We start from the raw sequence: 15,897 nt of genomic DNA on the forward strand, positions 1-15,897 counted from the left end.
TGTTTTTTCAAACTTTCTTTTCGCCTTGAATCCAGTGTTTTGAAGCACTTAATTCAACCCAACTCGGTAACCGCTTTCGCTGTCTGCCGTGTCAGTGGATGCGCATTATAGGCAGCTTAAGATTTTGTGCAAGCATAAAAATGCTAAATATTGCAAAAACATGACTGAGAGGTGTTTTTTCAATCGAAATGAACAAAAAAGGGACTGCCAGCCCCTTTTTTGCCTATTTTGCTCGGTTCTAATCACCAAAGAATCGAGTTTCCTGTTTTATTTCTATTGGGCTACCGTCTATAACTGCGTTAATTTTAATATCGATTTTGGTAATACTTCTCTTTAGCTCGATAGGATCGACAGCAATACTAATTGGCAAGGTGATGACTTCACCAGATCCGATTGAGACGTGCTGCGGGCCAATCCATTTAGCATTCGGCAGACCTTCGACACTTAACTCATACTCTTGTGGCTGTTCTGTCTTATTAAGAATTTTTATCGTAAAGGTGTTTTCGGTATTGCCTTGGTTGTTTTGACGATACAGTGAGTTTCTATCTCTAATAACATCCATACGAACAGGCGCAATAGTTGCGCTGGCATAAATGAATATTAATATCATAACAGTCAGCACAACACCGTAACCGACCAGCTTAGGTCGCAATACCTTTTCTTGTACGCCATCAAGTTTGTTTTCTGTTGTGTAACTGATTAACCCTTTTTCGTAACCCATGCGTTCCATGGTGTTATCACATGCATCAATACAGGCCCCACAGTTAATACATTCGTATTGCAGACCATTACGTATATCAATGCCTGTCGGACAGACTTGTACACATAAGTCACAATCAATACAGTCGCCTAAGCCCATTTCTTTTGGGTCTTGTTTGCGAGAACGAGGACCACGGGTTTCACCACGCTGAGTGTCGTAACCGACTATATAAGTATTTTTATCAAACATAGCCGCTTGGAAACGGGCATAAGGACACATATGAATACACATGATCTCACGCATCCATCCGGCATTACCATATGTCGCAATAGTGAAGAAAATAACCCAAAAATATATTCCACCACCGGCATTCAAGGTAAAGATGTCAATGTACAGTTCACGGCTTGGAACAAAGTAAGATACAAAAGTTGTGGCTGTTAATAGTGATACCAGTAGCCAAGAGGTATGTTTAGCGGTTTTCCGCCATAGCTTATCAAAGCTCCATGGCATTTGATCAAGCTTAATGCGTTTATTACGTGCGCCTTCAAACTTTTCTTCAAACCAGATAAAAATGAAGGTCCACACCGTTTGTGGGCAGGTATAGCCACACCACACTCTACCGAGATAAGTCGTAACGAAAAACAACCCGAATGCAGCTATCATAAACAGTGCTGCGAGTAAGGTGAGGTCTTGTGGCCAGATAGTTAAACCAAACACATGGAATTTTTGCTCGGCCAGATGAAACCAAACTGCTTGACGATCGCCCCATGGCAACCAGGGCAACAATAAGAAGAATAACATAGCAATCCAGCCCATGTAACGGCGTAACGTTGTCCATAAGCCATCTACAGCTCTTACATAAATACGGTTGCGCGGATTGAAACGGTCTGCTTTACTGGCATCAGGTTGATGGATTTTAATACGTTGTTGTTTAGAAAAGTCCTTGGGGTTAGATTCTGTCGTCATGTTACAGCCTTACTGCTTTAATATTGAACGATAACTAGCTTATTATATAGGTAATAACACATTATTGGATAAAAAGATGAGAGGCTGGATAGGATTAATAATAATTGCGGGAATTATTTATTATTTCGCGACGGAAACAGACAAGCTTGATAAGCCAATCCATGACATTAAAACAATGTTTACTAAGGCTGACAAAAAGCTTGATTCGATGACGGGCACAAAAATCATTAAAATTGATAAACACTTACCGCAAATTAAAGCGGAAATTTACCAACGCTTATCAACTATTGAGATCCGTGAGTTAGATGGTGTGTTTACCAGTAATGAAGCAATCGCTGAGTTTAAAGATCAATACTGCCATAGCAGTGCTCGCCACCCGGTTTTCACCAAAGAAAACTTACAATTTATTTGCGATAAAATCTAATAACTCGAGTTAGTTAACGGTTTTATGCTCTCAAATTGACCTAAATATCAAATAAGCCTAGCCTTTGTGTAATATCTACAATAGGGGCTAGGTTTTTATGACTCAATCACACACAGAATCAGTATCCGACATTTTTGATCCAGACTTATGGGATCTTGTCGAAGGATTCAATTTTGAAGACATCACTTATCATCGGGCAAAACACCAAGGTACAGTGCGTATTGCCATTGACAGGCCTGATTGCCTTAATTCATTTCGCCCTAAAACCGTAGACGAACTCTTTATCGCTCTAGATCATGCTAGACAATGGTCTGATGTAGGATGTGTACTATTAACAGGTAATGGGCCATCAGCAAAAGGTCAGTACTCATTTTGCGCAGGCGGTGATCAACGTATTCGTGGTAAAGACGGCTATAAATATGAAGGCGCAGAGGAAGGTAAGCCTGATGTCGCACGCATGGGACGCCTACATATATTAGAAGTACAACGTTTGATTCGTTTTATGCCCAAAGTGGTTATTGCAGTAGTGCCAGGCTGGGCTGTGGGTGGTGGCCATAGTTTACATGTAGTGTGTGACTTAACATTAGCCTCTAAAGAACACGCTATCTTTAAACAAACTGACCCTGATGTGGGCAGTTTTGATTCCGGGTATGGCAGTGCATATTTAGCTAAGATGATTGGCCAAAAACGTGCTCGTGAAATCTTCTTTCTTGGTTTTAATTACTCAGCAGAAGAAGCCTTTAATATGGGCATGGTAAACCGAGCTATTCCCCATGCTGAACTCGAAATAGAAGCATTAGTTTGGGCAAAAGAGATTAACTCTAAATCGCCTACCGCAATGCGTATGCTTAAATATGGCTTTAATATGGCCGACGATGGCTTAGTAGGCCAACAACTGTTTGCCGGTGAAGCAACACGCTTAGCGTATGCAAGTGAAGAAGCTCAAGAAGGCCGTGATGCCTTTTTAGAAAAACGCGACCAAGATTTTTCCCGCTTTCCTTGGCATTACTAACTCCAGCACATAGGGTTATGCTCTAAATTAACGGATATTTTCTGCCATCATAAAGGCCCTTTAAGGGCTTTTATTGTTTTCGGTATTAAGAAATATAATCGTAATCGAAATTTTCATTGGTAATAATCGAATTAACCCGCTTTACATGATAATGATAACTGTTATCATTTAAGCAAATAAACAAGAGGGGGACTTAACCATGAAAAAAACTTTCAGTTTTGCCATTTTACACTTCGGTGTCGCATTTACGATTACCTACCTATTAACCGGGAGCATTATTATCGGTGGCACCATAGCCCTGCTTGAGCCTGCCGTTAATACAGTTGTATTTTACTTTCATGACAAGGTTTGGAAAAAAATTGAGTTAAAGAAAGTGCAGCAAGCTGAGCGATCTAAAGAGTCGGCACTCTTGATGGGCTAACGTTATAACCATGAGCTTGCTAGTCCATCTTATGCGCTCTTTATGAAATTATAAAAGCATTGTTACCATTATTTTTTTTGGTACCAAATCCAGAAACCGCTTAATGATACCAACAACAATGCTAGCGCAAACAAGTCCCATAGCCACACTGTTAACGCTCCAAATAGGCGACCACTATGTAGATCTAGCATTACGCGTTGCCAATTTAAATGCGCACTACGAGCATGTTGAATAAACTCAGCATTAACTTGAGGATTTGGCATAAGCCAACTTAACGGCTTGAGCGGTACAGTAGGTTGCCAATCAATTAACTGCTCATCAGCTTGATAAACACCAGAATATGTCTTTAGCCATACTCGACCATCCACTACTGCCAGCGCTAATAAGCCAGCTGGTAAACCGGTACTGCTATTCTGTGTTTCTTGTAAATGCCCTGCGCTATCGAATAAATACAACTGATTGGTATCCATTGCCACCAGCATATTGGCAGCATAACTGGCACTGATTAACGTTTGTGGGCCTTCAAAAATAACCTGTTTTCCCTGCCACAATAAATTATCAGTAATATAAAGTGCAGGTAAATTGCGCTTATCTAAAGCAGAAAACTGAGCGACATGCGCAGGAGCTGGAATACCATAATAATCAAGTAACCAAGACTGGGTAACAGGTGTTTGGTCTAAACTAAAATCATCACTGTGATTTATCGCTACACCAGTGAACACTAGCAATAGGATAAATAAAGCACTCGCTAAGCCTAAGCGTCGATGCCAAGGACGAAGTGCTCGTAACAACTTAAGTCTAAAACGATTACGTCGAGATGTCTTAGTCACACTAACCTGCTTGAAATGATCCGCTGGAATTGAAATTGGGCTTATGGCACCACATGCGCATGAAGTAATAATGCAATACGCGATAACTTAGTTAACGCTCTTACTGATAATGTCGCGCCTGTAATGCCATCTATATGCTTATCAAGCTGATATTGGTCATCTAGCTTGGCCGACTTAAATTGATCAGTAAAAAAATCATGACGCACTTCATCACCGCGGCTTTCACGATAGATTAACACTTTAGTTCGTTCTATTTGATTGTCTTTTACATGGATAGCCACTGTAATTGGCGATTCTTTACCTATCTCGTCCATTATCCATACCGTTGCATTATTGTGTAGCCAATAACGCAGCCGCATTTTATTAAAACGATGGGCTAAGATAACTTCTATCGCTTGTTTGAGCTCATCGTCAAGCCATAGCACCTTAGACTCGCCACTACTTCCATTAAATGCTTGGCTAATAAACGCTTCATTTGACTGATATTGTGTGGCAGCAACACTATTAAATACTGACAAACAAGCCGCTAATCCCAGCATAAATACCATCAAATATGATCGTAATATTGTTTGCATAATAGCCCTCAAACATAATAAAAATACGGGCGCCAACAATATACACTGCAGGCCCCCATTTACCGATAAACGTTTTTACCGATGCGTCTTACCTCTGAGAATACTCAGGATTAGAACTGGTAACCAACGCCTAAGTTAAAACCGTCTGAATCTGCAGCGCCGCCAATATTTTCGTAATCAGCTTTAAACACTACGTTTTCGTGTAACCAGTAGTTAACACCCACGTTGGTTTGTTTTTTCTTAGTATCGGCGCTATCACCAGCATTGTTGTCCCACTCGTTATAACGAGCAAACACACCAAACTGTTCATTAATACGGTAAGCAGGCTCAATATAGAAACCATTTTGCTTATCACGACCTAATGCTTCAGCTTCTTTACCATCAATATTCCACTGTGCATATAGAGCTTTTACAGTGAAGTGTTCAATGCTGTAAATGGCATGGGCGGTAAGCAATGTTGCTGCTGCAGAATCAACATCGGCAGTACCTTGAGTTAAATCTGATTGATACTGAACCGTTGCTGCTAGCTCCAAACCTGGAACCGCAGTGTATTTTACACGGCCGGTATAGGCTAAATCTTCGCCCTTAGCTTCAGAAACTTTTTGACGACCATTACGGATTTTGTAACCAGAGCTTTGGTCTAAATACAAACCAGAAGTGATGGCGGTATCAAAGGCTAAACCTGGCGCCGCTTTAATATTAAGGTTTATACCCCCTTCCCACCACGTTGCAGGAATGATGTCTTTTTCTACTGGGTTACGCTCAACACCGTAGAATGCTGTTGGTTCGTGAGTTTCGTTGATAATACCGACAGGCATTAAAAATAGACCAGCTTTACCGGTAAACATCTCATTAAAGTCATGCTCGATATAGGCTTGCTCTAACTCAACTTCGCCATTTTGGCTCTCACCTGCGATGGAATGCTCAACTTCGAGTTCAGAGAAAAAACGTGTACTGCTATTAAACTCGTGACCGACAAATAATACAAAGCGATGGAAGTCGAATTCTTTCTTGTCTTCACCAGTTTGGTTATTGCTAATATTGTTGTAGTGTAATTCGCCATATCCACCAATAGTGGTTGCCGACTGGCTTGATGCGCTTGCTTCTACTACATCAGCCGTAGCCTCTACACGTTTTTCAGTTTGCTCAAGACGCTTTTCAAGATCTTTAAGCACTTTCTGCTGCTGCTCAATAATCTGGCGTAGTTCAGTCGTTTCATCAGAAGCCATAACTTGATTGCTAGCCAAAAGGCTAAATAGTGTTGCAGCTATTAACGTTTTTTTCATATTCCATCCCGATCAGACAATGTAAACAACTAGTGTGTTATGTAAAGTAGTGTAAATTTTCGTGAATTATACATAACGAATATGTTAATGCAAACCATTATCATTAAGCTTAGTGGGTGTGTCACATATTTAATAACAACCACTCTGTGTTTAATGACACGAGATAATCGATGATTGACATGAAGAATGCCAAATAGGATAAAACTTAGAATATCCTCGGCCAGCAGGCATTGTTTGGCCATCAAGCTTAGTACTGGCTAACTACATGTTGGATTACAATGAAGGTAAAAGAATTCTAGAAATAGGCTGTGGCATCGCCCTATCAAGTTTACTACTCAACGAAAAACATGCGGATATTACGGCAAATGACGACCATCCAGAAGTTGAGTAAGCTCTGCCATTTAAGGGCTATATTCTGCTTTTTTCACGTGTAAATTTTGTTGCCTGAAAAGCCAATAAAGCGTTATGGCCAGTAATGTCATTATTAGTGATAATGGACGGCGATAATCATGTCGCACTTTTAAAGGCAACACCTTAACCAAGCAGATTTATCCCATGGCCATTTGGCTATGAAACAACACAAGCTAAATATATTCAGCCTTAGTGTTAACTCACTCAAACTAAAATATTCCTGCTGATATCTGTTAATACAGCACTATATGCAGGCGCAATAGCCAGCAACGTTTATGGCGGCGCACACCTAATGATAAGCCTTTAATAAAAAGGCCATCGAAAAAACCATAATCCAAATATCAACAAACGATACCGTCAACTTAACCTTAATATTACAGCGTTATTATTTGTCAGGTTTTTAGACTCAAAACACGCTATGATCACCCCATTGTCGTCACGAGCTTTATATCCCTCACAAATTGAGCCATATAGCTTAGATAATCTCATATAAGCCCAGAACAAGGCCTATAATCAGTTGTTATCAGGCGCAGCGAATTTACTCTCCACTTATACTTTATATTAGGCAGTACCATGGCTATCAGAATTAAACTTAAACCTGGCCGCGAACGTTCATTAGAGCGACGCCACCCTTGGATATTTTCCAATGGAATTCACAACGTCAATGGCGGCAAACCGCAAGCTGGTGACACTGTTGAAGTAGTGGCGCACGATGGGCACTGGCTCGGACGCGGTGCCTGGTCGCCAGAATCTCAAATCCAAGTGCGTATATGGACCTTCGACAAAGAAGAAACCATCGATGCAGACTTCTTTGCTAGACGTATAAAAAGGGCCCAAGCCGGTCGTGATGAACTCATCCGCGAACAAGGCCTTACAGGTTATCGTTTAATTGCCGCAGAATCTGACGGTTTACCTGGTATCACCATAGATCGTTATGCCAACGTATTCGTTTGCCAACTATTAAGTACTGGTGCTGAAAAATGGCGCGATACCATCGTTGAACAACTAGTGATTCAATATCCAGATTGCGCCGTTTATGAGCGTTCAGATGTCGACTCGAGAAAGAAAGAAGGCCTGGTTCCTGTCGTAGGGTTACTTCACGGCGAATTACCCCCAATGCCCATTATCATCGAAGAAAACGGTATTAAGATTGCGGTCGATGTTATTAAAGGCCACAAAACCGGTTTTTATCTAGATCAACGTGACAACCGTGCTATGGCGGCTCGTTTCGTTAAAGGCAAATCGGTACTTAACTGCTTCTGTTACACTGGTACTTTCGGCTTGTATGCCGCCAAAGCTGGCGCGGCGAGTATTGAAAACGTCGATGTATCCACCTTAGCGCTGCAAACTGCTCGCGATAATATGGCGATTAATCACCTTAATGATGATCATGTAAATTATAACGAAGCTGACGTATTTAAATTACTACGCCAGTACCGAGATGAAGCTAAAACTTTCGATGTTATCGTGCTCGACCCGCCTAAGTTTGCCGACAATAAATCGCAGCTAGATGGTGCATGTCGCGGTTATAAAGACATCAACATGATTGCGATGCAATTGCTTAATCCAGGTGGAATATTACTGACGTTCTCGTGTTCAGGCTTAATGCAGTCAGACCTATTCCAAAAAGTGGTTGCTGATGCTGCCTTGGATGCGAAACGTGAAGTTCAGTTTATTGAGCGTATGCATCAAGCTAGCGATCATCCAATTAGCAGCGCATTCCCAGAAGGTTATTACCTAAAGGGTTTGGTTGCCAGAGTCTGGTAAATTAGCCAATGGAAGATAGCAAAAAGGGAACTATATTTGTTCCCTTTTTTGTTTAATGTAACTAAAGAAAGTAAAAGATAGCACACTAACTTAGCTAAGAACTCTGAAAACCCTAACAATCAAAGTACTCCATTAATATGCCAAACAGCCTAAATTCTAGATAAAAAGTAAACAACATTGAGTATGAAAATACATAAAACAAGAAGAGCCTCATTCAAAACAGGCAAAAAACTATACTTAAAAGCCAACTGAAAATTTTCAATACTGAGCGACTTACTTTTAGTGAGACATAATACAGAACGAATACCTTTCGATAATAGTTCACTAAGACCTACCAACACTAATCAATAAATCACCATTTACCAGATACTATATTGATATAAACCCCAACACAATAACCGCCAACATTGATGCGATAAAAGGGGCTGTATTCGTTACCATAAGAGCCATACCAAGCGCAGCACCGAAGCATAACGTCACAGCAGCCAGTTTTTCTCACCCGAGATTATTTTTTAGCTTCAAGTTAACTCTTTATCCGTTGAGCCGATTCATTTAATTAGACTAAATCTAGTTTAAATTTGCAGCAAATGCTCACACAAGACACTCATTTGATGGGTTTATAAAAATAGATAATGGCAAATAATCAAAAATATCCAGCGAATACTCATTGCAAAATGGTTATTAAATCAGCAGTATAAATTGATAATATTCAAACGGACTTTTTGATGAAACAAAAACTTATGCTTGTTGGAACAGCATTACTTGCAGTTGCACTCATTTTTATTTTTAATGAAAATAAAACTCCAACCGAAAATGTGATGCAAACTAAAACCAATGATGTGCAGCAACCATCTACTTCACAAAATGCTCAATACACGCAAACCATAAATCACACTGATAGTATTCCGCCAAATATATCCCCCCATGAAATGGTGCGTTGTAATGGTATAGCTGAAATGTTTACAGATCCAATAATCGAAGATAGCTTTAATAGATATTCGGCTAATAAAGACATTTTCTTCGACAATATTAAGCAACAGCAAACTCAACAATCACGTATTGCTTCAGCTTTCATCAACAAAAACAAATCAATTGAAGACGATATAGAAAATTTTGACGAACTATTACAAACATATCCAAGCAATAAGTTAATAGCGTTTAACCTTATGCTACATTGCAGCTATTCCACAGCAAAAGTCTGTGATGATGTAATGATGCAAAGAGCATTAGATACTGACACTGAAAACGGTGCTTTGTGGTTGCAAATGGCACTGTATCAGCTGAAAGCTGGCAACATAGAAAGAGCTCAAATGTCGCTGATGCAATTTTTCCAATCACAACGTTATAACGAATATTCCGGAGACTATTTATCTACAGTCGATTTAGCCCTTAAAGAAGCTGGAGCCAATGATGATTTATCTTTAAAAGTAGCAGTGCTTGGTATTGCCGCTACAAGATATAAAACAAATTTTGCACCACTTGTTAAGTTATGCAAAAAAACTGATACCGACAATGCTGCATTATTGAATATATGTTTACAAACCAGTGAAAGATTAATTGAGTCTAAAGGTGGGTTATTAACTAATGAAGTAGGTTTATCTATACAAAATAATGTGTTGGAGAAATATGATGATTCAGAAGGGTTAGCTAATAATGCATCTGCACAAAAAGCATTTGATACTTTTAATGAAGAAGCAAATATTGCCATGAACATGGTGCTTCGTAATCGTAAAAGAACCGAATACTGGTTATCGTTAAATCGAGATTATGGAGAGCTGGCGGCATTAGAATACATGATTGATCAAGCAAAACAGATCTCAGCCAATAACCAACAAGATCCTTGCACCATAAACTGGTAACACCAAAAAACCGACACACATTCAAAAGTTACAAATTAACACACAAAAAAGCGGCTTATCTGGCAAGAATAAGCCGCTAAAGGTTTACATGGCAAATATTACATCGCAGTAAAGTCGTCTAATAAAATCACTCCAAATGGTGCTCCACCATCGACATTATCAACAGCCGCGACAGCATAAATACCCGAAGCATCTAAGGTCACATCAAGCGGACCGATAGCCACATCTTTAGTATTAGCAACAGTAACAGTAATTACATAATTACCAGGCGTAACGCTTAAACTGCCAGAAGATGCCTTAAATGGTACATCCTCTAATACTGGCGTTGCATCGGTAATATCAGCAGAAGCAGTAAGATAAACATCAACTTCTGGTGCTGAATATGCAGCATGGGTAACTGTTAACTTGGCCTCAGTCGCTACGCGGCGGGTTTGCTCAACTAGTACCAGTGGTTCAATCATGCTATCGGTTAATGATCCTACCGCTAAGGTGCTATAACTTTTACCAAGATCTAAGTCGACGGCGGCCTTATCTATCACCACAACACTGTTATCGGCATCCGCAGCAACAGTTACTGTATGTGTACCGTCAGCAAGATTGACATAGCCCGTTACCTCACCAAAAGACAACATGTTAACTGCTGGAGTGACTGCTTCGTCAACAAATACGTCCACCGCAGGCGCGTCAGCAACAGCATGAACAACACGTAAATCTGCGCCGCTGTTGATATCATTTAAGATTACTTGCCCTTCTGGTAGCGACACTTGTAATGCTACTGGTGAATCACCAGACCAGGTATTAGGGATCGCGCTAATAAAGTAATCTTGCATATCGGCTAAGGCAACCGTACCTGAGTCATATACCACATCTTTCATTCCTGATGCGGTAATACGAATTTGATAGTCACCATTAGCTACCTCAATTTGCGAACTTACATCTAAATAGTTTGCAGATAATGTTGGAGTCATAGCGCTAATATCTGCATCAGGGGTGGTAACATAAACATCAACATTGCCCGCTGCAGGTGCAGCATGCAGAACTTGTACTCTGGCGTAACCTGTAGCAATGTCCATTATTGGGTTTGCAATCAGTTTTAGATTTAGGGTGTCATTAGCCACTAACCCTAATGCCACTGCGGTATATTCCATATCACTTTGCGCATCAAGAGATGTTTCGAGCACGGTTGCAGTGTTACCATCGGCCAAAACAGCATCAACGCTAATATCGTAAGTCGCCGATGATACTTGGATTAGATCACTAGACATGGCGTAATCCACCTTCGACAGTAATGCATTTCCATTAGCAACAACATTCACTAATGGTGCATCACTACCGGCATGAATAACACGTACGAATGAAATTTCTGGCTCTACAGGATCAACAACCATGACATCATCGTCGTCAGAGCATGCTGTTAAACCAATTAAAGAAACACACAGTGCAAAAGGGTAAATCCGTTTCATTTTAGAAATCCTCATTAAGTATTGTGACCGATTTCTATACGGGGTGATTTATTTGCTGGTTCAAAAAAAACACACACAAATAATTAACTTTTCAGATAAAAAGATATAAATATTTGATGCCAATATAAAATATGCACAAATAATAATTTAGCGCTGGCTGTTTTAAAAAGAATGCTGGCTATGATGAAAATAACCGCGGCACAATATAGCAAACATCATTATAGAGAACGGATGGTAATAAGTGTTAATACTGCTAGCCTAACGTTTAGAGTTATTAGCCTCACCACAAAAAACTAACATAAACATTATTATCAATTAGTTAATCACCTATCACTGACACAATTAAACTGTAAAAATATCAATCATTGATGTAACTCTACTTACCACGCAAGTCTACTTTACACATTAAAATAAAATGTTGTTATCGACGAGCTTGATGCTATGAAGCGTAGCTTGATCTTTTAGTACCGACTATTTTGCAAGTTCACCTCGTTAGTTTATTAAAACAAAAACTGATCTCATTAATTAACGAATGCGTAACTAATGCTGAACTCAAAAATGGTATGCACTCAAAAAAGGAAAATATAATGTTAAATAAATTCACTACAATCATCGCTATTATCCTTGCTAGTTTAGCGTTCTCGTCAGTTTCTTATGCAGAGCATCATGGTATGAAAAAAGATATCGTTGATGTCGCTGCTGAAAATGGCTCGTTTAATACTCTCGTTGCAGCAGTGAAAGCAGCAGGACTTGTTGAAACATTAAAAGGTGAGGGTCCATTTACAGTATTCGCGCCAACAGATGATGCGTTTGCAAAGTTGCCTGAAGGCACAGTAGAAATGCTTCTTAAACCAGAAAACAAAGATAAACTTGTCGCAGTATTAACTTATCATGTTGTTTCAGGCAAAGTGCTGGCTGCTGATGTAGTTAACCTAGATCGCGCAACTACCGTTGAAGGACAAGCGGTTACCATTGAAGTAAAAGACGGTAATGTCATGGTAAATAATGCACAAGTAATCATGACAGATGTTGAAGCAAGCAACGGTGTGATCCATGTAATTGATACCGTACTGTTACCTAAGTAATCACTAAGTAATGATGGGGCGTTGCTTTTATGTCACGCCCCTGATTTTTCATTTATAAAAATGCAATCTCACCGACACTGTAATGGTCAATTAAGATTAGCACCTTGATGTCAGAAGCGATGATGTTCACTTTACACATTAGCCGGTAAATTTATTATCTCCTATTGATATAAACCTCATCTTCGTTAAATAGCACTATTGGCAATGTTAGTGACTTTACCCTTTGCCGATAATTAACATAGAGATAGACAGATTCACAATTAAAATGATCAATTATTTTATTACATTGTTATAGCCAATAAAAACGGCTTCCTAAGAAGCCGTTAAATTAAATTTAAAAATTAAATCAAAGCCTTACTCAACCGTAACTGATTTTGCTAGATTGCGAGGTTGGTCTACATCAGTACCTTTAATTAATGCCACATGATATGACAGTAACTGCAATGGAATGGTGTAGATCAATGGTGCCATGAACGCATCACAATGGGGAACCTGGATAACTTTCATTGTGTCGTCTGACTCAAATTCTGCATCGACATCGGCAAACACATACATCAATCCACCACGGGCGCGCACTTCTTCAACGTTTGATTTGAGCTTTTCGAGTAACTCATTGTTTGGCGCAACCACAATCACTGGCATATCAGCATCAATCAAGGCTAATGGGCCGTGCTTTAGTTCGCCAGAGGCATAGGCTTCGGCGTGAATATACGAAATCTCTTTGAGTTTTAATGCACCTTCCATCGCGATTGGGTATTGATCACCACGGCCTAGGAATAATGCATGCTGTTTGTCAGCAAAGTCTTCTGCTAATTCAGCAATAGCATCATTTAAGCCAAGCGCCTGCTCAACTTTAGCTGGCATTGATAACAAGCTTTGAGTAATAGCCGCTTCCATTTCACTAGACATGCCATTATGACGGCCAATAGCGGTGGTTAACATTAACAAGCCAGCAAGTTGCACAGTAAAGGCTTTGGTTGATGCGACACCAATTTCTACGCCTGCTTTCATCATGTAAGCCATATCCGATTCACGAACTAACGATGAACCTGCAGAGTTACAGATGGTTAAAGTGGCTTTGTAGCCCATTTCTTTTGCTAGGCGCATTGCCGCTAAAGTATCTGCTGTTTCACCAGATTGTGAAATCGTCACTAATAAGCTATTTGGGAACAGGTGCGACTTACGGTAACGGAACTCAGATGCAATTTCGACGTTACATGATACGCCAGCCCAGTCTTCTAACCAGTAACGCGCGGCCATACCAGCATGATAACTGGTACCACAGGCAATAATTTGCACGTGTTTAATATCTTTTAAAAATTCAGCGGCATTTTCACCAAAAGCTGAATCTAATACTTTACCACCCGCAATACGACCTTCTAAAGTATGCGCAATCGCAGTTGGTTGTTCGTAAATCTCTTTCAACATGTAGTGACGGTATTCACCTTTGTCACCGGCATCATGAGTCACTTCAGACTCTTTCATTTCGCGCTGAACAGCGTTGCCATTAACATCAAAAATGTTAACTTGACGACGGGTAATTTCTGCTACATCACCTTCTTCTAAAAATGCAAATGAACGCGTTACCGGTAACAATGCAAGTTGGTCTGAGGCAACAAAGTTTTCACCCAGACCATAACCTATAACCAATGGGCTACCACTGCGGGCAACAACCATGCGTTCGCTATCACGACGGTCGATTACAACTGTGCCATAGGCACCTTCAAGTTGCTTAACCGTTGCTTGAACTGCAACTAATAAGCTCGCGGCTGTTTTTAATTCATGATGAACAAGATGACAAATCACTTCGGTGTCTGTGTCTGATGAGAACACATAACCTAAACCTTTTAATCTCTCGCGCAATTTACTGTGGTTTTCAATAATACCGTTATGAACAACGGCAATATCACCTTCAGATAAATGTGGGTGTGCATTACGCTCTGTTGGTTCACCGTGTGTTGCCCAACGAGTGTGAGCAATACCGGTGCCACCACTTAGAGGGGTGATCTCAAGTGCAGATGACAACTCTTGTACTTTACCTACACGGCGAGTACGGCTTAGCTCACCTTGATGAATGACAGCAATACCTGCTGAGTCATAACCACGATATTCAAGACGGCGTAAGCCTTCGACTAAAATTTCTGCAACATCCCTTTGCGCAACAGCGCCTACGATTCCACACATGTTAGTTTCCTTTACTGTTTTAATTTAATTTGTTTACTTAGCGTATGGCGCGAGAATGACTCTGACGCCATGGGCTGAAATAGTGTTAACGGCTTCTTGGGTAATGTTGTCGTCGGTAACTAAGACATTAACCACTTCCCAGGGCAGCTCAAGATTAGGGATTCGTCGACCAATTTTGCTAGATTCCAGTAGTACCACCACTTCACGCGACATTTCTGCCATCACTTTACTCAAGCCAGTTAGCTCGTTAAACGTGGTTGTGCCGCGGTTAAGGTCGATACCGTCGGCACCGATAAACAGTTGGTCGAAGTTATATGAACGTAAAACCTGCTCAGCCACTTGACCTTGAAAAGACTCGGAATGGGGATCCCAGGTGCCACCGGTCATCAATAATGTCGGCTCATTTTCAAGTTCATGAATGGCATTGGCCAATTGTAATGAATTAGTCATTACCACTAAACCATGCTTACCATTAAGCTGTTGAATGATGCCTGATGTGGTACTGCCACTGTCAATGATGATCCGATTATGGTCGCGGATCAGCTCAGCGGCTTTAGCAGCAATAGCTTGTTTATTTACAGACAGGTTTTCGTTGGCTATTTGGGTCATTTCTTGTGGTAAAGGCACGGCGCCACCATAACGTCGTAACAATAATCCATGGGTTTCAAGCATAGCCAAATCTTTACGGATCGTAACTTCGGAAGTGGCAAATAAATTAGCCAGTTCGTCGACACTGACTTCGCCTTGCTCATTAACCAATTTAATGATCGAATGGCGACGTTGTTGGGTGTTACGTTTAGTCATTTAAATTAACTACTTTCCGCATAAGTTTCGAAACGAAAGGTATTTTAGCATCAAATGAAACTTTATCTAGATCTTATAACTCAAAAGTTGAAATAAATGTACAAAAAAGC

Annotated in this window: 13 protein-coding genes and 1 pseudogene; 7 read left to right on the forward strand and 7 right to left on the reverse strand. The window is 40.3% G+C overall.

What is annotated here, in order from left to right:
* Positions 1 to 238 precede the first annotated feature (238 nt).
* Positions 239 to 1,666 (reverse strand): cytochrome c oxidase accessory protein CcoG, encoded by a 1,428-nt coding sequence (gene ccoG / locus H5164_RS18630; protein WP_182757304.1) that lies wholly within the window; start codon positions 1,664 to 1,666, stop codon positions 239 to 241.
* A gap of 76 nt (positions 1,667 to 1,742) precedes the next feature.
* On the opposite strand from ccoG, the gene H5164_RS18635 reads away from it, so the two are divergent.
* The 3 genes from H5164_RS18635 (at position 1,743) to H5164_RS18645 (ending at position 3,523) form a co-directional block, all read left to right on the forward strand.
* Entirely contained in the window at positions 1,743 to 2,090 is a 348-nt protein-coding gene (locus tag H5164_RS18635; protein WP_182757305.1) for a hypothetical protein, read from the forward strand.
* A gap of 97 nt (positions 2,091 to 2,187) precedes the next feature.
* A complete protein-coding gene (locus H5164_RS18640) occupies positions 2,188 to 3,102 on the forward strand; it encodes a 1,4-dihydroxy-2-naphthoyl-CoA synthase (protein ID WP_182757306.1) in 915 nt (304 codons plus the stop codon).
* A gap of 199 nt (positions 3,103 to 3,301) precedes the next feature.
* A complete protein-coding gene (locus H5164_RS18645; RefSeq protein ID WP_182723731.1) occupies positions 3,302 to 3,523 on the forward strand; it encodes a DUF2061 domain-containing protein in 222 nt (73 codons plus the stop codon).
* Between the two features lie 68 nt (positions 3,524 to 3,591).
* Here H5164_RS18645 and H5164_RS18650 read toward each other — a convergent pair whose 3' ends face one another.
* The 3 genes from H5164_RS18650 to H5164_RS18660 form a co-directional block, all read right to left on the reverse strand.
* Positions 3,592 to 4,353: a PepSY-associated TM helix domain-containing protein gene (locus H5164_RS18650; protein WP_182757307.1), complete on the reverse strand. Its 762-nt coding sequence runs from the start codon at positions 4,351 to 4,353 to the stop codon at positions 3,592 to 3,594.
* A gap of 41 nt (positions 4,354 to 4,394) precedes the next feature.
* Complete coding sequence (locus H5164_RS18655; RefSeq protein WP_124016601.1) at positions 4,395 to 4,928, reverse strand: FMN-binding protein; 534 nt, start codon at positions 4,926 to 4,928, stop codon at positions 4,395 to 4,397.
* Positions 4,929 to 5,038: 110 nt separating this feature from the next.
* On the reverse strand, positions 5,039 to 6,214 hold the full coding sequence (locus H5164_RS18660; RefSeq protein ID WP_182757308.1) for a porin: 1,176 nt from the start codon (positions 6,212 to 6,214) through the stop codon (positions 5,039 to 5,041).
* A gap of 226 nt (positions 6,215 to 6,440) precedes the next feature.
* Between H5164_RS18660 and H5164_RS18665 the strand changes: the two are divergent.
* From H5164_RS18665 to H5164_RS18675, 3 genes and pseudogenes are all read left to right on the forward strand, one after another.
* A pseudogene (locus H5164_RS18665) lies at positions 6,441 to 6,596 on the forward strand (histidine kinase); the annotation flags it as partial.
* A 602-nt stretch (positions 6,597 to 7,198) separates the two neighbouring features.
* Positions 7,199 to 8,392 carry a class I SAM-dependent rRNA methyltransferase gene (locus tag H5164_RS18670; RefSeq protein ID WP_182698839.1) on the forward strand — a complete coding sequence of 398 codons (1,194 nt, stop codon included), beginning with the start codon at positions 7,199 to 7,201 and terminating at the stop codon, positions 8,390 to 8,392.
* A gap of 725 nt (positions 8,393 to 9,117) precedes the next feature.
* Positions 9,118 to 10,251, forward strand: coding sequence for a hypothetical protein (locus tag H5164_RS18675; protein WP_182757309.1), 1,134 nt, complete (start codon positions 9,118 to 9,120; stop codon positions 10,249 to 10,251).
* A 98-nt stretch (positions 10,252 to 10,349) separates the two neighbouring features.
* Here the strand turns inward: H5164_RS18675 and H5164_RS18680 are convergent, their stop codons facing one another.
* Positions 10,350 to 11,714, reverse strand: coding sequence for a DUF4397 domain-containing protein (locus H5164_RS18680; RefSeq protein ID WP_182757310.1), 1,365 nt, complete (start codon positions 11,712 to 11,714; stop codon positions 10,350 to 10,352).
* A 587-nt stretch (positions 11,715 to 12,301) separates the two neighbouring features.
* Between H5164_RS18680 and H5164_RS18685 the strand changes: the two genes are divergently transcribed.
* A complete protein-coding gene (locus H5164_RS18685; protein ID WP_182757311.1) occupies positions 12,302 to 12,799 on the forward strand; it encodes a fasciclin domain-containing protein in 498 nt (165 codons plus the stop codon).
* A gap of 354 nt (positions 12,800 to 13,153) precedes the next feature.
* Here the strand turns inward: H5164_RS18685 and glmS are convergent, their stop codons facing one another.
* The gene (glmS, locus tag H5164_RS18690) at positions 13,154 to 14,983 is read right to left on the reverse strand and encodes a glutamine--fructose-6-phosphate transaminase (isomerizing) (RefSeq protein ID WP_124016595.1); all 1,830 of its coding nucleotides are present in this window, start codon (positions 14,981 to 14,983) and stop codon (positions 13,154 to 13,156) included.
* Positions 14,984 to 15,016: 33 nt separating this feature from the next.
* The gene (locus H5164_RS18695) at positions 15,017 to 15,787 is read right to left on the reverse strand and encodes a DeoR/GlpR family DNA-binding transcription regulator (protein ID WP_182698835.1); all 771 of its coding nucleotides are present in this window, start codon (positions 15,785 to 15,787) and stop codon (positions 15,017 to 15,019) included.
* Positions 15,788 to 15,897 lie beyond the last annotated feature (110 nt).

The organism is Shewanella sp. SG41-3 (assembly GCF_014164545.1).
GTDB classification, from domain to species: Bacteria; Pseudomonadota; Gammaproteobacteria; order Enterobacterales; family Shewanellaceae; genus Shewanella; species Shewanella vesiculosa.